This is a genomic window from Paenibacillus sp. FSL M7-0420 (assembly GCF_038002345.1).
Lineage (GTDB): Bacteria > Bacillota > Bacilli > Paenibacillales > Paenibacillaceae > Paenibacillus_AQ.
In genome coordinates, this window is the sequence record NZ_JBBOCJ010000001.1 from 2,793,627 (window position 1) to 2,811,882 (window position 18,256).

At 53.2% G+C, this 18,256-nt stretch carries 20 protein-coding genes; 16 read left to right on the forward strand and 4 right to left on the reverse strand.

The genetic code is table 11. The annotated features are described in order from the left end of the window. The first annotated feature begins 23 nt into the window (after positions 1-23). From pgsA to lepB, 4 genes are all read left to right on the forward strand, one after another. Positions 24-626, forward strand: a complete 603-nt coding sequence (gene pgsA / locus MKX51_RS11630; RefSeq protein ID WP_340992464.1) for a CDP-diacylglycerol--glycerol-3-phosphate 3-phosphatidyltransferase — start codon at positions 24-26, stop codon at positions 624-626. 15 nt (positions 627-641) lie between these two features. Next, positions 642-1,514, forward strand: a complete 873-nt coding sequence (locus MKX51_RS11635; protein WP_340992465.1) for an SDR family oxidoreductase — start codon at positions 642-644, stop codon at positions 1,512-1,514. Between the two features lie 61 nt (positions 1,515-1,575). Beyond that, positions 1,576-1,977: a DUF4265 domain-containing protein gene (locus tag MKX51_RS11640; protein WP_340941551.1), complete on the forward strand. Its 402-nt coding sequence runs from the start codon at positions 1,576-1,578 to the stop codon at positions 1,975-1,977. A gap of 25 nt (positions 1,978-2,002) precedes the next feature. Further along, entirely contained in the window at positions 2,003-2,500 is a 498-nt protein-coding gene (gene lepB, locus MKX51_RS11645) for a signal peptidase I (RefSeq protein WP_340941550.1), read from the forward strand. On the opposite strand, the gene MKX51_RS11650 is transcribed toward lepB, so the two are convergent. Continuing rightward, entirely contained in the window at positions 2,497-2,796 is a 300-nt protein-coding gene (locus tag MKX51_RS11650; RefSeq protein ID WP_340992466.1) for a Dabb family protein, read from the reverse strand. The genes lepB and MKX51_RS11650 overlap by 4 nt on opposite strands. Before the next feature lie 81 nt (positions 2,797-2,877). Here MKX51_RS11650 and MKX51_RS11655 point away from each other — a divergent pair, with 81 nt between their 5' ends. The 6 genes from MKX51_RS11655 to MKX51_RS11680 all read left to right on the forward strand — a co-directional run bounded on the left by MKX51_RS11655 (position 2,878) and on the right by MKX51_RS11680 (position 9,204). Then, a complete protein-coding gene (locus MKX51_RS11655; RefSeq protein WP_340992467.1) occupies positions 2,878-3,336 on the forward strand; it encodes a hypothetical protein in 459 nt (152 codons plus the stop codon). Between the two features lie 251 nt (positions 3,337-3,587). Beyond that, entirely contained in the window at positions 3,588-4,622 is a 1,035-nt protein-coding gene (locus MKX51_RS11660; RefSeq protein ID WP_340992468.1) for an HD-GYP domain-containing protein, read from the forward strand. A gap of 209 nt (positions 4,623-4,831) precedes the next feature. Next, on the forward strand, positions 4,832-5,572 hold the full coding sequence (locus tag MKX51_RS11665; RefSeq protein ID WP_340944585.1) for a GTP pyrophosphokinase: 741 nt from the start codon (positions 4,832-4,834) through the stop codon (positions 5,570-5,572). 59 nt (positions 5,573-5,631) lie between these two features. Further along, positions 5,632-7,257: a glycoside hydrolase family 9 protein gene (locus MKX51_RS11670; RefSeq protein ID WP_340992469.1), complete on the forward strand. Its 1,626-nt coding sequence runs from the start codon at positions 5,632-5,634 to the stop codon at positions 7,255-7,257. Between the two features lie 45 nt (positions 7,258-7,302). Beyond that, positions 7,303-7,854, forward strand: a complete 552-nt coding sequence (locus MKX51_RS11675) for a YfiT family bacillithiol transferase (RefSeq protein WP_340992470.1) — start codon at positions 7,303-7,305, stop codon at positions 7,852-7,854. A gap of 576 nt (positions 7,855-8,430) precedes the next feature. Next, complete coding sequence (locus tag MKX51_RS11680) at positions 8,431-9,204, forward strand: cupin domain-containing protein (RefSeq protein WP_340992471.1); 774 nt, start codon at positions 8,431-8,433, stop codon at positions 9,202-9,204. Between the two features lie 66 nt (positions 9,205-9,270). Here the strand turns inward: MKX51_RS11680 and MKX51_RS11685 are convergent, their stop codons facing one another. From MKX51_RS11685 to MKX51_RS11695, 3 genes are all read right to left on the reverse strand, one after another. Then, positions 9,271-9,669, reverse strand: coding sequence for a MerR family transcriptional regulator (locus MKX51_RS11685; RefSeq protein ID WP_340941537.1), 399 nt, complete (start codon positions 9,667-9,669; stop codon positions 9,271-9,273). 40 nt (positions 9,670-9,709) lie between these two features. After that, complete coding sequence (locus MKX51_RS11690; protein WP_340992472.1) at positions 9,710-11,164, reverse strand: alpha/beta hydrolase family protein; 1,455 nt, start codon at positions 11,162-11,164, stop codon at positions 9,710-9,712. A 172-nt stretch (positions 11,165-11,336) separates the two neighbouring features. Next, positions 11,337-12,329 carry an acrylyl-CoA reductase family protein gene (locus MKX51_RS11695; protein WP_340992473.1) on the reverse strand — a complete coding sequence of 331 codons (993 nt, stop codon included), beginning with the start codon at positions 12,327-12,329 and terminating at the stop codon, positions 11,337-11,339. Between the two features lie 140 nt (positions 12,330-12,469). Here MKX51_RS11695 and MKX51_RS11700 point away from each other — a divergent pair, with 140 nt between their 5' ends. From MKX51_RS11700 to MKX51_RS11725, 6 genes are all read left to right on the forward strand, one after another. Further along, entirely contained in the window at positions 12,470-12,961 is a 492-nt protein-coding gene (locus MKX51_RS11700) for a hypothetical protein (protein WP_340992474.1), read from the forward strand. An 80-nt stretch (positions 12,962-13,041) separates the two neighbouring features. Beyond that, complete coding sequence (locus MKX51_RS11705; RefSeq protein WP_340992475.1) at positions 13,042-14,448, forward strand: NAD-dependent malic enzyme; 1,407 nt, start codon at positions 13,042-13,044, stop codon at positions 14,446-14,448. A gap of 160 nt (positions 14,449-14,608) precedes the next feature. After that, entirely contained in the window at positions 14,609-15,148 is a 540-nt protein-coding gene (locus MKX51_RS11710) for an AAA family ATPase (RefSeq protein WP_340992476.1), read from the forward strand. A 28-nt stretch (positions 15,149-15,176) separates the two neighbouring features. Beyond that, positions 15,177-15,614, forward strand: a complete 438-nt coding sequence (locus tag MKX51_RS11715; RefSeq protein WP_340992477.1) for a hypothetical protein — start codon at positions 15,177-15,179, stop codon at positions 15,612-15,614. Between the two features lie 15 nt (positions 15,615-15,629). Then, a complete protein-coding gene (locus MKX51_RS11720) occupies positions 15,630-16,073 on the forward strand; it encodes a GNAT family N-acetyltransferase (protein ID WP_340992478.1) in 444 nt (147 codons plus the stop codon). Between the two features lie 516 nt (positions 16,074-16,589). Next, positions 16,590-18,254, forward strand: a complete 1,665-nt coding sequence (locus tag MKX51_RS11725; RefSeq protein WP_340992479.1) for a response regulator transcription factor — start codon at positions 16,590-16,592, stop codon at positions 18,252-18,254. Positions 18,255-18,256 lie beyond the last annotated feature (2 nt).

Here is an 18,256-nt window from a genome sequence, read left to right on the forward strand (position 1 = left end):
GAATGTGAGACAGGAGGCAGAAGATGAACTTAGCTAACCGTATTACCTTGTTCAGGATATTGCTGATTCCGCTGTTTATTGTCCTTTTTCCCATTTACCCGGAAGCATGGGTCAACCAATTCTCGATCCTGGCATATTTAGAGGTACATGGTGTTTTTTATGCAGCTGTAGTTTTTATAGTGGCTTCTATAACAGACAAGCTGGATGGATACGTGGCGAGAAAATATAACCAGACAACAAATTTAGGAAAATTGCTTGATCCGTTGGCAGATAAGCTGCTTGTTGCCGCTGCGCTTATTCTAATGGTGAGTCTGCACATGATCCCATCTTGGATTGCTTTTTTAATATTAGCGAGGGAAGTTATAATGATGGGTGTCCGTATCGCCGCTTCAGCGCAGAAGGTAGCTTTGGCAGCCGATAAATACGGTAAATGGAAAATGGTCCTGCAAGTTGCTGCTATCTCGGCCATTCTTTTGAATAATGCGCCATTCAGTATGTTCACTTCTTTCCCTGTTGACCTAACCCTGATGTATGGTGCATTAGTTATAACTGTATACTCGGGTTACAACTACATTAAGAACAATTATCAGCTGCTGCAATTGGAAGCTCATACATCACATCATTAAAAAAGGAGGTGCCCCATGAACACTAATTTAGGCCTGTCCCATGGGCATGAGCCGGTTGCGCTGATTACCGGGACCTCCAGCGGCTTCGGGCTGCTGACCGCAGTTACGCTGGCCCGCAGAGGGTACCGGGTCATTGCCACGATGCGGGATCTTGGCCGCAGCAAGGAGCTTGTTCAGCAGGCTGAACAGGCGGGGGTACGGGAGCGCATTCATCTGCTGGCACTGGATGTGACGGACGAAGCTTCGATTGCGTCTGCCGTTCAGGCTAGTCTTGAGCTCGCCGGCAGAATGGATGTGCTGGTGAACAACGCCGGCTTCGCTGTAGGCGGATTCGTGGAGGAGGTCAGCATGGAGGAGTGGCGGCGGCAGCTGGAGACCAATTTTTTCGGACTGGTTGCCGTAACGAAGGCGGTGCTTCCTCACATGCGGGTCCAGCGCAGCGGCCTGATCATTAACGTGAGCAGTGTCAGCGGCCTGAGCGGATTCCCGGGCTATGGTCCGTATGCCGCCTCCAAGTTTGCGGTGGAAGGGTTCAGCGAGAGTCTGCGCCAGGAGATGCTTTCTTTTGGCGTCCGCGTTGTACTGGTTGAACCGGGCTCCTTCCGTACCCCCATCTGGGACAAAGGGATTACGGGAATGCACAGAAGTGAAGGCTCCCCGTATCACACCAGGCTTGAAGAGGTGCTGCGGTACTCCCGGCGGGCGTCCGAGACGGCTCCCGATCCGCAGGAGGTGGCTGACCTGATTGGACGGATCACTGCCAAGCGTGCGCCGAAGCTGCGCTATCCTGTTGGCCGGGGCTCGCGGGTGCTGATGATCGGCAAGGCCCTGCTTCCCTGGAAGGTGCTGGAGGGCATCATTTCGAGGTCACTGCGGGCGATGAAGTGAGTGTATTGCTGTCCGGTATTGTGCCGGTACCACAGGCAAGAATGGAACAGGAGGGTTGCTTTTGCCGGGAACAGTTGGATTACATATATGCTTTGATGAGCAAGGCCGGGAGATTGAGGTGCTGGATGTGACCCGGATCGATAAGGACACGTACAGGATTGAGGAGACGCCGATTTTTAACCCGGGGATTGCGCTTGGCGACATTATCAGAGTGAATGAGCGTGAGGGGATCGCTTATTACGTTGAGACGGTGAAAAAGTCCGGACTTGTCCGGTATGCCTGGCTGCTCAGCAAGGAGGCGGCGGCTTCCGGCGAGATCCGCAGCTTTACGGAGCGGGTTACAGAGCATGGGGGCAGATGGGAGCAGATCTTCGGCGGACTGCTGGTGATTTATCTGCCTAAGCACTCTCTAGTGGATGCGGAGCTGGAAATGTCGCGGATTATAGAGCATTTTGAAGGCTAAATATACGAAGCTGAGGTGAAGGAAGTTGAAGAAATTCTTGAAGCAGTGGGTGCCGAGTATTGCCATTGGCATTATTCTATCCTTATTTATTCGTACCTACGTAGCAGAAGCAATGCGTGTGCCTACCGGCTCGATGATTCCGACTATAGCGGTTAATGACCGGCTTGTAGTGGACAAAATGCTCTGGAATACCTCGCTGAAGCATGGCGATATCGTGGTGTTCCATCCGCCGGTTGCGGAAGATGCGCATAAAAGATATGTAAAACGGCTGATCGGCCTGCCGGGCGATGTGATTGAGATCAAGGATGGCACTCTGTACCGTAACCATGAGGCGGTCGATGAGCCATACCTGCAGGAAAAGATGACCTATACCTTCGGGCCGGTCACCGTTCCCGCAGACCATTATTTTTTCTTGGGCGACAACCGTAACGTCAGCTATGACGCTCACTTATGGGAGACTCCGTTCGTAGACAAGGATGCGCTGATCGGCAAGGTGCTGTTCGATGTGAACCAGTTGTTCTAAATCGGGTAGTCGACCACCACAACATTCTCCAGGATTCCCTCGAGCATAGACACGAACTTCTGATGGGCTGGATGCGGTCCGTACTCACGCAGGGCTTCCTGATTCTCAAAGGTCACGCGGAGCCCCAGCGTATAGCCGTGGACATTCTCCTGCTCCTCGGTCACATTGATGCCTGCCGTAAGGTCAATGATGCCGGGGATTTGCTTTTTCAGCGCCAGCAGTGCTTGTAACAGGTCTTGCTCCTGGCCGTTATCGAATTGCTCATTGAAGCGGAAGACAACGAGATGCTCATACATAATGGATGGATCCCCCTTGGACAAAGTGTTGGACTGCATTAGCGATTATACTACAAATTGGACGGATGGAGGTTGAATGCGTTGACTGGAGATTTCCTAGCCGTAACCGACCGGATCAAAGCGCCTAATCCTGTTAAAGTCCTGATAAGTATACTAATTCCCATAAGTATTATGTCACTGCCCACCAGCCTCGACCCGGATAGGCATTTCTATTTATACTACTCCAGATTGGTGTGGATTGGACTCAGCATCGCGGCCTGCCTTTTCATTCTCATCTACGCGTTGCGGAAGGAAGGCCGGCTTCAATGGGGGACAGATTCGCTTATTATTCGCAAAGAGCGCATCTCTGCATCAGGGATTAAGGTCATTTACATAGATGGTCCAATAGTAGGAATATTGCCTGCAGGCAAACGGATTGTCCCGGTTAATCTCTGTTTCAGGTTCACAGAAGACACGGCAGCGGGGAGGAAGAGACTAATGAACTGGGCGGAAGAGAACGAAATTAGGCTAAAGTACAAGAAATTTGTCAGATGGCTCTGAACAGAATATGGAAAGGCGTCTAAAGACAGGGATTCTATAGCACTAGATTACGGGGAGTTTGTGACTTTGACCGGATTGTTACTTTACCGTCTGTTGACTATGATCAAGTGGAGCATAACGGAATATTCCTAACAAGCAGAAACAGCTTGGCCGTCCTTTCAAGGACGGCACGTTTCAGCGAGAAATAGAAGGATAAGTTACCGTGTGAAACCTGTAAGTTCTTATATTTAATACAAAAGGGGTGCTGGTACTTGAAAGTACATGTCACGGATCTGAAGCACGGTGATTGTCTAATGGCAGACACTTTCAATGGTGTAGGTCTGCATGTTCTCCCCAAGGGGACACGTGTTGAGCGGGAAGAGATTAGTATTCTGATCCGGCACAAAATTGATTATGTCGATATCGAGCCGCGCAGCGGGCTGCATACGGATGCCGAACCTGCGCCCAGCCACGGGCTGCACGATGATTTTGATCTCGCTATTTTGAATTATGAAGCGATTTTTCTGGAAGCCTTGACGAAGGGCAGCTTCTCGCAGTCTGCAGTCGATGATACGCTGAAGCCGCTTCTGGAGACGTTGGAAGGGCAAAAGGATGTTGTCTCCCTGCTGCTCCTGCTGGACCGGGATGACATCGATACATATCACCACTCATTACAGGTGGGCTTATTATCTTATTACATCGCTGCGTGGATGGGTTACTCCAAGGAGGAGCGCTACCAGATCAGCCGTGCGGGCTATCTGCATGATATCGGCAAAAGCCAGGTGCCGCTGTCGATCCTGAACAAGCAGGGTCTGCTGACGGATTCCGAGCAGGAGGAGCTGGCACGCCACACCTTCTATGGCTATGATCTGATCCGCGGCTCCCAGATGGATGAGGTTACCGCGCTGGTAGCTCTCCAGCATCATGAGTACGAGGATGGCTCAGGCTATCCCAATCAGCTGCTCAAAAAAGAGATTCATCCGTACGCCCAGATTGTTTCGGTAGCCAACATCTATATGTCGCTCACCACTTCTACTGCAAACCGTCCCAAGCAGGGGCTGGTTACGGTGCTGCGTAAGGTGCATGAGATGGGCTTCGGCAAGCTGAACGAGACGGTGGTGCAGGCATTGACCGGACATTTACTGCCGAGCTTCGTGGGTAAGAATGTACAGCTCAGCAACGGCGAAGTGGGTATGATCGTCATGAATAACCCGCTGGACCTCTTTAAGCCGCTGGTCAAAGTAGGCGAGGGCTTCCGGGATTTGTCGCGTGAGCGGAGCCTGTCCATTGATGAAGTGGTTAACTGAATAACCGGATGAAGAGGCACTGTCAACAGCGCCCGCTTCTAATGAACGGCCAGACTGTCTTTTTGGACAGTTTGGCTTATTTTTCGTATGCAGAGAGTAGAAAGGAGGACAGGCCTGAGGGTCCCGGTGACCGGAGGAAGGTTTGTATTCAAGTCATAGATTGGCTATGATTAATGAGAGATGGAAGAGTTGATAAAGGAGAAATGAAGATGCATACCGACAACCAGTTAGAGAAATTGAAGCAGCTCAAATATGAGCTTACCCGCTTTATGATGATTTACAAGTTCGCTCTTGCCGAGATGGAGACCAAGATAGATATCCTCAAAGAGGAATTCCAGCTGCTTCACGACTATAGCCCCATTGAGCACACCAAATCCCGGATCAAATCCCCGGAGAGCATTATGAAGAAAATGCTGCGCAAGAACAGTGAGCTGTCCCTCCCGCAGATCAGATCCAGTATCAAGGATATCGCCGGACTGCGGATTACCTGTTCGTTCATTTCGGATATTTATCAGGTTAGCGCTATGCTACAGAAGCAGGACGATCTCAAGGTGCTTGAGGTGAAGGATTATATTAAAAACCCGAAGCCCAACGGTTATCAGAGTCTGCATCTGCTTATCGAGGTTCCCGTATTCATGTCGGACTGTCAGGAGCATGTCTGTGTTGAGGTACAGATCCGCACGATTGCTATGGATTTCTGGGCCAGTCTGGAGCATAAAATCTTCTATAAATACAGCCAGGCGGTTCCTGAGCATCTGACCCGTGAACTTAAGAATGCGGCTGACAAGGCGTACGAGCTCGATCTGCAGATGGAGCGGCTGCACCGTGAAATTAAAGAAATCAAGGATTCGCAGGAGGACGAAGATCCATTCTCCGAGTTGCGGGATATGATTCTTAACAATCAACAGCTCAGTCTGCCGGATAACTTTGTTAAGCTGTTGAAGGAATAGAGGATGGTTCGACAAGAAAGACATATACATACAGGAGCCAACAAGGGAGCGATTACAGGATGAGTGACAAGCGTCTTCGTACCATTGCAGTGAACCAGGCAGGTTATTCAAGCGGAGGAGAGAAGCTTGCCCTGTTCACCGGGGATACTTCCCGTTTCCATGTAATTGACACAGCAACCGGGAATGCGGTATTCACCGGGCAGACCGGGGCTTATATTGAGGATGAGCCCAGCGGCTGCCGTGTGCGCAGCGGAGATTTCTCGGCGCTTACCTCACCCGGTGAGTACCGGATCGAGGGGGACGAGGGTGAGGAGTCGGCTGCTTTTGTCATTGCAGACCAGCCTTATCAGGAGCTGCAGAGGGGATTACTGAAGGCCTTCTATTACTACCGCTGCGGCGAGAAGCTTGACGGAGAGTATGCGGGAGCCTGGGGGCATAAGGCCTGCCATCTGGCAGAAGGTACGGTCATCGGCCAGCCCGGTCTGAGACTGGACAGCAGCGGAGGGTGGCATGATGCGGGAGATTACGGAAAATACTCCGGGCCTGGAGCGAAGGCCGTAGCGGATCTTCTTCTGGCCTGGGAGCTGTATCCTGCGGCGTTTGCCGGTGTACATACACTACCGGAGAGTGACGGCAGCCTGCCGGATGTCCTGCTGGAATGCACCGTGGAGCTGGACTGGCTATTCAAAATGCAGGAGACCGGCAGCGGCGGGGTCTACCACAAGCTGACCACAGCGCATTTCCCCGGCCTTGATGTGATGCCGGAGGAGGATACTGGGGAGCTGTATTTCTCGCCGGTCTCTGCGGCTGCTACCGGGGACTTCGCCGGTGTGATGGCTATGGCGGCACGGATCTACAAGCCGTTCGATGAGGTATATGCGGCGCGGTGTCTGGAAGCTGCGCGGGCTGCCTGGAGCTGGTTGACCGCACATCCGCAGGTGCCGGGCTTCACCAATCCGGGAGGGATTACCACAGGGGAATATGGCGATAAGGTAGACAGCGATGAGCGCTTCTGGGCAGCGGCGGAGCTATTCCGCACGACAGGAGATGAACAATTCCATAGTGCTGCTCTTGAGCTTGCCAAGCTGCCGTTCCCCAAATACAGCTTCGGCTGGGGGGATATGGGCGGCTATGGCACACTGGCTTACCTGCTCCTAGGGGAAGCGGATACTGAGCCATCTCTCTATGCGGAGCTAAGGGAGGGTTTGCTGGCAGAAGCAGACCGCCTGCTGCGGCAGAGCCGTGACGACGGCTACAGAATCTCGCTGCTGGAGGAAGATTATATCTGGGGCAGTAATATGCTGGTCATGAACCATGCCATGCTGCTGCTGGCAGCGGAACATTTCAGCGGGGAACAGGAGTATGCTGCTTGTGCTCTGGATCATCTGCATTACCTGCTGGGCCGCAATGTGCTGGGAATCAGCTATGTGAGCGGGTTCGGCGAACATGCGGTCATGCATCCCCATCACCGTCCGTCTGTGGGCGATCATGTGCTTGATCCGGTTCCGGGCCTGGTGGTTGGCGGGCCGGACCGGGGACTGCATGATGAATATGTGAAGAAGCATTTGCGGCGCAAACCCGCAGCCCAGTGTTACGCGGATCACGAGGACAGTTATTCCACGAACGAGGTAACAATCTACTGGAATTCACCGGCATTGTTCGTGACGGCGAGGTTCAATTGCTGATCAGATAAGGAGACGCAGAACAATAACAAAGGAGCTGTGAGCGAAATGAACGACAATGTGGAAGAGCAGGAGCTGGAGTTGTTAAAATACCCGATTGGAAGATTCGCCGCTAAGGGGAACCGGACAGCAGAAGTGCGGGAAGAATCGATTGCGGTCTTTAAGCAGTTGGCAGGGGAGTTACGGGCAGCAGTTGAGCCGCTGACGGTTGAACAGCAGCACACGCCTTACCGGCCGGGAGGCTGGACCGTGATTCAGGTCGTGCATCATCTCGCCGATACCGGCATGTATGCATACCTCCGCTTCAAGCGGGGACTGACGGAGGAAACACCGCAGGTTCCAAGCTACAGACAGGATCTGTGGGCGGAACAAAGCGATTATACCGGCGAGCCGGTGGAATCCTCACTCCAGTTCATCGGACTGCTAAACCGTAGATTCGCCACTTTGCTGGAATCCTTGCAGCCTGAAGATTATGACCGGACCTTCGTAAGCGGCGGTCTCGGTGAGATGACGCTGGATACCGCAGTGGAGCGGTACATCTGGCACAGCCGCCATCACATCGCCCAGATTACAGCATTGGTCCAGCGAAGCGGCTGGTAAGTGATAACTTTGTTTTACTATGAACAGACGGAGAGGGTGTTTACCCGCCGTCTGTTTATTTTGTCCGGGACCGGAAAAGGGGGGGAGGCCCGACGAGTGAACGAGGAGTCTGGAATGTATGTGGAAAACAGCATACATTCGGGCGGATAAGAGGCTCCCGGGCAGAATGTATGTGGAAAACAGCATACATTCGGGCGGATACGAGGCTCCCGGGCAAAATGTATGTGGAAAACAGCATACATTCGAGCGGAAGCGGGCCTATGGTCAGAATGTATGTGGAAAACAGCATACATTCAGGCGGAAGGGGGACTTCGGGCAAAATGTATGTGGAAAACCGCATACATTAGCATAGGGCGGCTGCGGAGCATGTGAGATGTTGCTCCTTTTATGGTTGCAGCTCCATCCGGCCCAGCCCGTCCGCCCAATCTATTGTCTAATCACGTATCCAGCTATTCAATTTCGCTGAAGTGCAATTTTACTGTACGGCGGAGCTATTTATCGTCACCTGGGCAGGTGCGGATACATATCCTATAACCAGAACGATAAAAAACGGCCCCGAGGAAAGGACGGATATGTGTGACCTCTTATATGGACTATACGTCGCCCAATACACAGTTTACGTTTGATATGAATGGCAACACCTTATTCAAGAAGGATGATTGCAATTACATCAACGTACTGGGCATCAAAAATCTGAACACCCTGGAGAATACCTCGCTGCTCGATATCTATCTCAGCAGATCCAATGTGGTCGAGCCGCATTATCATCAAAATGCCGCTGAGCTGGTGTATTGTATCTCAGGCGCGGCCGTGGTGTCGCTGATCAATCCGTTCACGAATGAGCTGCTGCATTTCCCGATCACCCCGGGCCAGGTTGCCAATGTGCCGCAGGGCTGGTGGCATTATGAAGTGGCCACGGTGGATTGCACCCATCTGCTGGCGATCTTCGATGCTCCTACTCCGGAAGTCATCCTTGGATCGGATCTTCTGAGCCTAACCCCCGCCAATGTGCTCGCGCATACCTACTGCTTGAATGAAGCGCTGGTTAAGGAAGCACTCGCTCCGGTGAAGCCTCAGACCTTCATTGGTCCGCCTGCAGATTGCTGTCCCCCTGGGAAGGCCGCGGCCGAGAATATGAAGGGGACCCACATTGCTCCCGCCAATATGGCGCCGATGATGGCTAATGCGAACATGCCGTCTTACATGCACCAGCAGCAGGCTCCGCAATCCTTCGGATACCAGCCGATGGCGGTACACGGTTATTATGCTCAGCCGTATGCCCAGCCCTACCGCCAGCAGCAATACGTTCAGGCTCCTCCGCAAGCTGTACATGAGGCTGGAACCGAATAACAGAAATCCATACAGCACAAACGGCAGCGTATTCTGTGAATGCAGAATGACGCTGCCGTTCTTTCTTCAATGATTCTGATCTCGAACCTGGAAGGAACGCAGATAATTCTGAATATCCTCCTGCGGGGTTTCAAGCAGACCTGCCAGCATGCTTTGAATAGCATGCAGGGCGGCAACCTTTTCGTCGATTTCGGTGATTTTATCGCGGACGAGTTCCTTCAAGGTGTCTTCATCCATCTTCGAGCCGAGCAGGGCGAGCGCCGCCTGAATTTCTTTCAGTGAATAGCCCAGAGACTGGGCATCCTTGATGAACTTCAGCTTCACCAGAACATCTGCAGAGTAGATCCGGTATCCCTTCGCGGTCCGCTCCGGGGCGGGCAGGATGCCGCTGTCCTCATAGTAACGGATGGTGGCTGCACTCAGCCCCGCCTGCCGCGCCAGCTCACCACGGGTCATTCCCTTCATCTGTCATTCCCTCCTGTATTTCATAACTATCTACCTACGCCTATGGTCTCTTGTACGTGTAGGCCGGGTCAAAGGTTACTTCCGGGTATTCAGCCGACGGACCATTCAGCAGTTTCTGAGGTTCCTCTTTCAGATACTGATCGAAGAATGACCGGGTATAGGTTCTGCTTATATCTACAGTATGCACCGGATCAAGGCCGTTGGCGAATAAGGAGGGTGACAGCAAGGCTATATCCGTAAAACTCTGGTGAATGAATTGATCCACTGTCAGATAATAGGTATCCCTGGTGCTGCGGCTCATAACCGACTTCAGATCCGGTGTGAACTCTTCATAGATAAGGGGCTCTGTGCTCGCTTCAGGATGTGCAAGATGCTGCGCAGTCGTTCCAGACATCACGTACATAAAAGGCTGCGTCAGCCCTTCATGGGCAACCTTGCCCCAGAACCCGCCCTCCAGACTGACACCGGCCTTGAACCGTTTGTCCTGGGCTAAAGCTTCGGCGGTTGTCGCCCCGCCATAGGAATGGCCGAAGATCCCTGCACGGCTGAGATCCAGCCTGCCCTGGAACAGTCCATTAGGGTCTTGGGTATTCCAAGCCGTCAGGGTGTCCAGCACAAAGCTGGCGTCCGCTGCACGGATGGTAATTCCGCTCACATTGTAGTTGTAGAGCTCTGCAGAAGTATTGAACTTCGGATCAGGCACGTAGTAGACCGAAGCGCCGTACGGGTAAGTGACCTTAGCTGAGGTATAAGGATGATCGATCCCAACGACAATATAGCCGTGGCTGACCAATTCTTCGATAATCGACATACTCTGGAATCGGGTCGAGCGGATTCCCGGCGAGAACAGGAGGACCGGATAGCTGGCTTCTTGTGCCGATAGCTTCACTCCGTCTACGACATGAGTCGGGATATCAGTGACTTGGCTAAACAGCTGCTTCGGCAATCCGAAGACAAGACTAATGGCCTCACCCAGTGCGGAAGGATAGTGCTCCTTAGGCTTACCCTCAGTCTGGCCGGGATCGGCCGGATACCATACATTGACCATCAGCTTACGCTTGTCGCCTGCTTGCGGAGTCAATGTCTCTTCGCGCTTCTCGTCGGTCAGCTCCCGCGCTATTGTACCGATGGCATAGGACCCTGTGGGTTCTGGCAAGGTGAACATCGGCAGCAGCCTGGAAGCATAGACGGATACTCCTGATAGAAGGAGGACGAGTATAAGCAGCAGACTCTTCCATAACTTCGCATACCGCTTACGCTGGTCCAACCGTTGACGCTTCACAAGTCTGAATCCGAGTATGGTCAGCAGTCCGAGCACTGCGGCGTAAGCCGGAGCCATCTGGATACGGTGGTTCTCCAGCGTTCCATGCAGCACCAGGGCTATCATTACAGCCAGCAGCATAAGGATATCCAGCCTCCGGCTCTTCTTTGTCCACATCACTCCTGCTGTAACAGCCAGAACAGCAACAATGACTATCATCTCAAAAATTCTCATCTGAAATACCTCCAACTCTATTCATCTGGAACAATTAGAGTATAAAGGTTGAAGTATACTTCAAGGTCAAGACCTAATTATGCCCGGGGACGTATATGCAAAAAAAGGCGGCAGCCCGTTCCAGATTCAGAACGGCAGCCACCAGTACGGCTAATCTTCGCATCAAGTGAGATTAGGATAAGCGGACAAGCACCCGGCCCCGGGTGCCCGACTGGAGAATATCCTGAAGCGCCGCAGGCAGCTCAGTCAGAGAAATCTCACGGTCCACCAGTGTATCCAGCACCGCAGGCTTCATGTCGCCTGCCATGCGCTGCCAGAGCGTGGCCCGTTTCTCCATAGGGCAAGCTACGGAATCGATGCCGAGCAGACTGACTCCGCGCAGGATAAACGGCAGGACGGTAGTCGGGACAGACGTGCCTGCGGTTAAGCCGCTTGCGGCAACTGCGCCGCCGTAAGCGATTTTGCTCAGGACTGCAGCAAGCGGCGCACCCCCGACTGAATCTACTGCGGCCTGCCAGAGCTGCTTGTCCAGCGGCTTCACTGCACTGCCCGCGATCTCTTCGCGGGAGATCACCTCAGCAGCACCCAGTGCCTGCAAATATCCGGCTTCATCCGTTCTGCCGGTACTGGCAGTGACCTGATAGCCGAGCTTCGCCAGAATGGCGGTTGCCGCACCTCCGACACCGCCGGTGGCCCCGGTGACGAGCACTTTTCCCTGATCAGGGGTCATGCCTTGTGCTTCCAGTGCCTGTACAGACAGTGCCGCCGTGAATCCGGCCGTGCCGTAGATCATTGCTTCCCGCAGCGTCAAGCCCTCCGGGAGTTCAACAACCCAGTCCGCAGGGATACGGGCGTATTCGCTGAAGCCGCCGAAGTGGGAGACGCCGATTCCATAGCTGGTGGCAATGACCGACTGGCCTTCGCGGAAGCGGCTGTCCTTCGATGAGACTACCGTCCCTGACAGGTCAATGCCCGGAATGAACGGATAATTTCGCACAATATTTCCATTCGGGATGCTTGCCAGCCCGTCTTTATAGTTTACACTGGAATAAGCTACCTTAATTAACACTTCACCGGCGGGCAGTTCCTCCAGCGATACCGGTCTGACCTCTACGGAGAATGGTTCTGTCTTGTCCACTACCAATGCTTGAAAAGGGTTCGTCATAGCTTCTCTCTCCTAATTCGTGTTATATTTGTTTGGTTCAAAGACAAGAATTCATAGGCTTCGCGCCATTACTATTGTGCCCTGTCAATTGAGGAAACACAATGATATCCTGCACTAAATGCTTACAAAGGAGCGTTCATATGAGAGTGAAAATACGTAAAACCGTGCTTGCCACAGCAATCTGCCTCGTTCTGGGCGGGGGAGCGCTATACGGGTTCGCAGCATCTGATTCCGCCCCGGCGGTACACCGGCTGCGTCTAAGTGAGGACGAGCCTGCGCGGTATTTGCAAGGGTTGGAGTCTGTGACTCAAGATCAGCTGGAGCTGTCGCTTGGCGATCAGAGCCGTCCGGGTAATTATATCAGCATCCCTAATCATACAGAATTGCTATGGAGGAAGCCGGTGCCGACTCCGGCAGGTGAAGGGGAGCTGATCAAGTTCGTACAGGGGGGAAGTGCGGTATATCCTGCTTCTGAGGTTACTTATTATTGGCTGTGTTATCAGCGTCCGGGCCAGAGTGACAGCGATAATACGTTAACCTACTATATAGAAGCGAAAGTATTGGGGCAAGATGAAGAAGCTGCGGAAGCAGAGCTGCTAAAGCTGGCAGAGGACTGGGAAATTCCCGGTTAACCCGGATTTAATTGTGAACAACAAGTGAACTGTAGTATATTGAGATAGAATTCATCCGTCTGATGAGGGAGGCATACTCTATGTCCATTGCAACAACGATGATTATCCGGCTTGAAATCCGTAAGGCAGAAGCTTCTTTTGGCGATGTGGCGTCCAGACTGGCAGCGGCCGGCGGCGATATTGTAGCGATTGACGTAATCCGTGGTGGCAAGGATGTGACGACCCGTGACCTGACCGTGAATGTGCAGGATGCGGCGAATGAAGAGATTATAAGCGTGCTGAGGAATATGCCTGGAATCAAAGTCATCAATGTCTCCGACCGCACCTTCCTGGCCCATCTCGGCGGCAAAATCGAGGTCACCCCGAAGATGCCGATCAAGAACCGGGAGGATCTGTCGCTGGTATATACCCCTGGTGTAGCCCGTGTCTGTACCGCGATTGCCGAAGATCCGTCCAAGGCGTATTCCCTGACGATGAAAAGAAATACGGTAGCCGTGGTCACCGACGGTACCGCTGTGCTGGGTCTTGGCGATATCGGACCGGAGGCGGCGATGCCGGTGATGGAGGGCAAGGCCATGCTGTTCAAGCAGCTGGCGGATATTGACGGGTTCCCGCTGTGTCTGGACACGAAGGACCCGGAAGAAATCATTAAAATCGTGAAAGCGGTTGCTCCCGGCTTCGGAGGGATTAATCTGGAGGACATCAGCTCTCCGCGCTGCTTCGAGATTGAACGGCGGCTGTCGGCGGAGCTGGATATTCCAGTCTTCCATGATGACCAGCACGGAACGGCAGTAGTTGCTCTCGCCGGATTGCTGAACGCGCTCCAGGTGGTGGAGAAGTCGATTGCAGACTCCAGAATTGTAGTCGTCGGCATCGGTGCGGCAGGCGTGTCGATCTGCCGTCTGCTGCTGGCGGCTGGCGCGAAGCAGCTCTACGCGGTAGACAAGGAAGGGATTCTGAACCGCAGCGAAGCCTACACCAATCCTGAATGGAGCTGGCTGGCCGAAGCAACGAACCCCGAGAATCTGAGCGGAGGACTGGATGAGGCGGTGCGCGGAGCAGATGTCTTCATCGGCGTATCCAGGGGAGGGATTCTGCAGGTTAGCCATCTGCAGAGCATGGCTCAGGACAGCATCGTGTTCGCTATGGCTAATCCGACCCCGGAGATTGAACCGGATTTGGCGGAGCCTTACGTCCGGGTGCTGGCAACCGGCAGAAGCGATTACCCTAACCAGATTAACAACGTGCTGTGTTTTCCGGGGATTTTTCGCGGGGCGCTGGACTGCCGGGCCAAGACGGTGAATCTGGAGATGAAGCTGGCAGCGGCGCAGGCCATTGCAGCAGTGGTCCACCCGGATGAGCGGAATGAACAATATATTATTCCGAGCATTTTCAACGAGAAGGTTGTGGAGCAGGTACGTCTGGCTGTCATCCGGGCCGCTATCGCAACCGGCATCGCCCGGCGCATCCCGCCGGATGTGAGCTGAACGGTAATCATTAACCGGAACAGCTCTGGATAACGGCAAGGTGAACAAGCTGCGGCCTGGGGCTGCGGCTTTGTTTGCGTGGTCCATTTGCTTTATATATAAGGGATGGCATGGTAAAATATACAAATGGATACAATGATTCTTTCATACAGGAGGGCCTATGTACCGCAAAATTCATATTATGGGAGCTTCCGGGGCGGGAACGACAACCTTGGGCAAGGCGCTGGCGGCGAGGCTTCCGCATGTACATCTGGATAGTGACGACTACTATTGGGAACAGAAATACAGCATTAAGAGCGATGTTGCCGCACGTCTGAGCAGACTGGAGATGGACCTCAAGCGGCATGAGCCGTGGATTCTGTCCGGTGCGCTCTGCGGCTGGGGTGATCCGCTGCGCGACACCTTTGACCTGGTGATTTTCCTGTGGATTCCGGAGGAGCTTCGTCTGGAACGTCTGCGGGCGCGGGAGTATGAACGTTACGGAGATGAGGGTCTGCCGGGCGGAGATAAATATGAGGATGTTGAGAGCTTCATAGACTGGGCAGCGCAGTACGATACGGGCGGAATGGAGGTCCGCAGCCGCATGCTGCATGAGGAGTGGATGGCCGGACTAAGCGGTGATCTGCTGCGGCTCGAAGGGGATCTTACGGTGGAGGAGCGGGTGGAGGCAGTACTGCAATACATGTCACGTTCACGCTAATGTAATCTATGGAAAAAGGGGGCTGACCATGAGGAAGATACTGCGTGTGCTGCTGCTTCCGGCAATTCTGCTATTGCTGTTAACGTCCTGCAATACGGAAACGACCCATTTCAACTATACCTTCAAAGGCGAGGGGGACACCTGGTCGGGCGTCTATAAGCAGGAGGCCAGCCAGAAGCTGATTACGAAGAAGGATAAAGTGACAAGTGAAAGCTCCAAACAATATACCTTCGATTTGAAATACAAGGGTGAGCAGTCTGATCTGGGAGAAATCAAGCAGTTCAAATATGGCTACAAAGGCACCAGCGGCAGCAGCACCCGGACGGAGGAAGGACCAGTGCGCTGGGATATGCTGCATATGAGTGGATATGGAAATGGTGCGTTTGAAAATGAAGACTCCGTCATTAAAGTCACTGTCGAGTGGGACGGGAAGATTGAGGAGTTTGAGCTCAAGAATGAGAAGTAGGGGGCATAACAAGCCATGGTAACCATCGAACAAATCGAACTCGCATCACTGGAAGCATTGAACACACTCTACGATGAATTAATGGGCGGACGGGCGGACCCGGTGAAGCTGGAGAATGCTTTTCGGACTATCCGGGAGGATGATCGGTATGTGCTGCTGGGTGCTTTTGTAGACGGGGAATTGTTAGGCTCATTGATGGGGATCGTCTGCCAGGACCTGGTGGGCGATTGCCGCCCGTTCATGGTTATTGAGAATGTGGTCGTGTCTTCGCGCGCACGGCGGCAGGGGCTTGGCAAGAAGCTGATGACTGCGATCGAAGCAATTGCGCATGAACGGGACTGTTACTATATCATTTTCGTGTCCGGGGAGAAGCGGAAGGAAGCGCATATTTTCTATGAGGCGATGGGGTATAGGGAGGAGAAGGTTGAAGGATACCGCAAGCATCTCAGCTCGCATTAGGGTGGCATAGAGGACATAAAAGTTTGGAAAAACTGAAATTGCCCCGGCATATTTAGCCTGAAATAGCAGTGTCCGTACGAATGGCATTGTTATGGGAGCCAAATTGAGGGCCATCATCTTCGATGATTGTATTATGTACAATCAAAAAGGTGGAAAACCCTAGCTTTTTCGCCACCGATTGTACTTCATACATTAGATTTTCGGATATTTGCCTGAAATGGACCCTTTTAAGAAATTCTATTGCAGCAAATACATTAGAATGCGTTTTGGAGCGCTTTTTTTTCCGATTCTACTGTACATAATGCAATTACCTGGCGGGGGATCTAAGAATAACGGAGATTGGGATGCTCCTTCGTATACACTGGACAACATACTTTTTACTAAAATTGCACAACCAAGAGCAGGGAATGTCTCCCTGCTCTTATTTTTAGTTTGACCATCCCATTGAGAGCGCTTTATAATCCGTTCATAGTGGCTAGGGCCAGAGGTTATGACTACAGAAGGCGGGGGAGAATCATGAATCCAATATGCAAGGTGCTGATTGTGGACGATGAAATCCTGGTCCGGCAAGGGATTAAGTATGTGCTGGACTGGGAACAGGAAGGATTTCAGATTGTGGGTGAAGCGGCTAACGGGCGGGAGGCGCTGAATTCGCTGCAGACCCTGCAGCCGCATATCATCATTACGGATATTGTGATGCCGGTGATGGATGGCGAGGAGCTAACCCGGCTGGTGAAGCGCGATTATCCGGCTACCGAGGTGATTGTGTTAAGCAGCTTCAGCGAATTTCATTATGTGCGCTCGACGTTCCAGCATGGGGTGGCGGATTATATTTTGAAGCCGAAGCTGGAAGCCGGGGCCTTATTGCAGGTGTTAAAAAAGACCCGGGAACGCATCCCGGGACTGAGTGCCGCCGGGGGACAACAGAAGGCAGAAGCGCAGCCGCTGGATACCCTGCTCGGCCGGATGCTCTCCGGTTACCGGCTGCCGCCAGAGAGCGAAGCGCATGTGAAGCAGCAGCTTCCGCACAACAGCTTCGCGCTGCTGGGCTGGGAACCGGTGCAGCAAGCACAGGGCGGCAAAGCCATGAACCATACCGCCATAAACGCGGTCAGCAGCGATAACGCCGTGAACCATACCGCTGTTCACGCGGTCAGCAGTAACGCCGCCAATGCACATGAGGCCGCATCCGCTACCGTGGTTACCGCTGTTACCGGTGAACTAAGCCGGAGTGTTCCGGGACGGGTGCAGTGCGTTATTCCAGGCGCAGAGCCGCCGGGCACTATGTTCATGCTGATCAATCTGCAGGAAGTCCATTGGCCGCAGCTGCTGGAGGCTGTACACCGCTTGGCCTATACGATGGCCGGGCAGGAAGTGGAGCTGCGGCTGACACTCAGCCGGAGGTTCAGTTCGCTCAGCGAGCTGGCGGCCGTCCAGCATGAGAGCAATGCGAGACTACAGCAGTGCCGGTTTTTCCGGCCGGATCAGGTCCTGCTGGTGCAAGGAGTTCCGCCTGAGCAGGAGACACTGTTGCCCAAGTTCAATCTGACGCAATTCACCGAGCAGTTGAAGCGTCAGCAACTGGAAGAAGCGTTCGGTGAACTGCACCAGCATGTGGAAGCGCTTAGCCGCCAGAATGACGGGGATGTGTATCAGTTCAAGTCGTTCCTGGGGAATATCATCTTCAATATTACGAATCAGTTCAGTCATCTGCAGGAGCTGGAGGAGGGGAAATACGGCCTTTTCCGGGCCATCGATGAAGCGGGCACTGCCGAGCAGGCCATGCAGATCCTGGATGAATACCTGACCCGGATCATGGAACTGACTGCATCGGCAGCGCCTGCACCGGGCGGCAATGCCAATATGACGAAGCTGCTTCAGTACATAGAGGAGCATTATGCTGAGCCGTTAACCCTTACGGAGCTGGCCCGTCATTTTCATTTCAACCCTTCGTATCTGTCGAGCCTGTTCACGACCTACAATCACGAGGGCTTCAAGGAGCATCTCAACACAGTCCGCACGGGCAAGGCGGCAGAGCTGCTGCGGGCCGGGGAGGCACCCATAGCGGAGATTAGCAGTATGGTCGGATACGGGGATCACAGCTATTTTTGCAAAGTGTTCAAGAAATATTACGGCTTGTCCCCGAGCGGCTACCGGCGTCAGCATTACGGGCAGGAGTAGAG

What these genes read in the sequence shown, in the direction of transcription:
- MKX51_RS11670 (WP_340992469.1), top strand. Translation starts at nt 5,632, where the DNA reads ATGAGTGACAAGCGTCTTCGTACCATTGCAGTGAACCAGGCAGGTTAT.
- MKX51_RS11690 (WP_340992472.1), bottom strand. Translation starts at nt 11,164, where the DNA reads ATGAGAATTTTTGAGATGATAGTCATTGTTGCTGTTCTGGCTGTTACA.
- MKX51_RS11635 (WP_340992465.1), top strand. Translation starts at nt 642, where the DNA reads ATGAACACTAATTTAGGCCTGTCCCATGGGCATGAGCCGGTTGCGCTG.
- MKX51_RS11720 (WP_340992478.1), top strand. Translation starts at nt 15,630, where the DNA reads ATGGTAACCATCGAACAAATCGAACTCGCATCACTGGAAGCATTGAAC.
- MKX51_RS11715 (WP_340992477.1), top strand. Translation starts at nt 15,177, where the DNA reads ATGAGGAAGATACTGCGTGTGCTGCTGCTTCCGGCAATTCTGCTATTG.
- MKX51_RS11725 (WP_340992479.1), top strand. Translation starts at nt 16,590, where the DNA reads ATGAATCCAATATGCAAGGTGCTGATTGTGGACGATGAAATCCTGGTC.
- MKX51_RS11700 (WP_340992474.1), top strand. Translation starts at nt 12,470, where the DNA reads ATGAGAGTGAAAATACGTAAAACCGTGCTTGCCACAGCAATCTGCCTC.
- MKX51_RS11650 (WP_340992466.1), bottom strand. Translation starts at nt 2,796, where the DNA reads ATGTATGAGCATCTCGTTGTCTTCCGCTTCAATGAGCAATTCGATAAC.
- MKX51_RS11675 (WP_340992470.1), top strand. Translation starts at nt 7,303, where the DNA reads ATGAACGACAATGTGGAAGAGCAGGAGCTGGAGTTGTTAAAATACCCG.
- MKX51_RS11710 (WP_340992476.1), top strand. Translation starts at nt 14,609, where the DNA reads ATGTACCGCAAAATTCATATTATGGGAGCTTCCGGGGCGGGAACGACA.
- MKX51_RS11665 (WP_340944585.1), top strand. Translation starts at nt 4,832, where the DNA reads ATGCATACCGACAACCAGTTAGAGAAATTGAAGCAGCTCAAATATGAG.
- pgsA (WP_340992464.1), top strand. Translation starts at nt 24, where the DNA reads ATGAACTTAGCTAACCGTATTACCTTGTTCAGGATATTGCTGATTCCG.
- MKX51_RS11695 (WP_340992473.1), bottom strand. Translation starts at nt 12,329, where the DNA reads ATGACGAACCCTTTTCAAGCATTGGTAGTGGACAAGACAGAACCATTC.
- MKX51_RS11685 (WP_340941537.1), bottom strand. Translation starts at nt 9,669, where the DNA reads ATGAAGGGAATGACCCGTGGTGAGCTGGCGCGGCAGGCGGGGCTGAGT.
- MKX51_RS11705 (WP_340992475.1), top strand. Translation starts at nt 13,042, where the DNA reads ATGTCCATTGCAACAACGATGATTATCCGGCTTGAAATCCGTAAGGCA.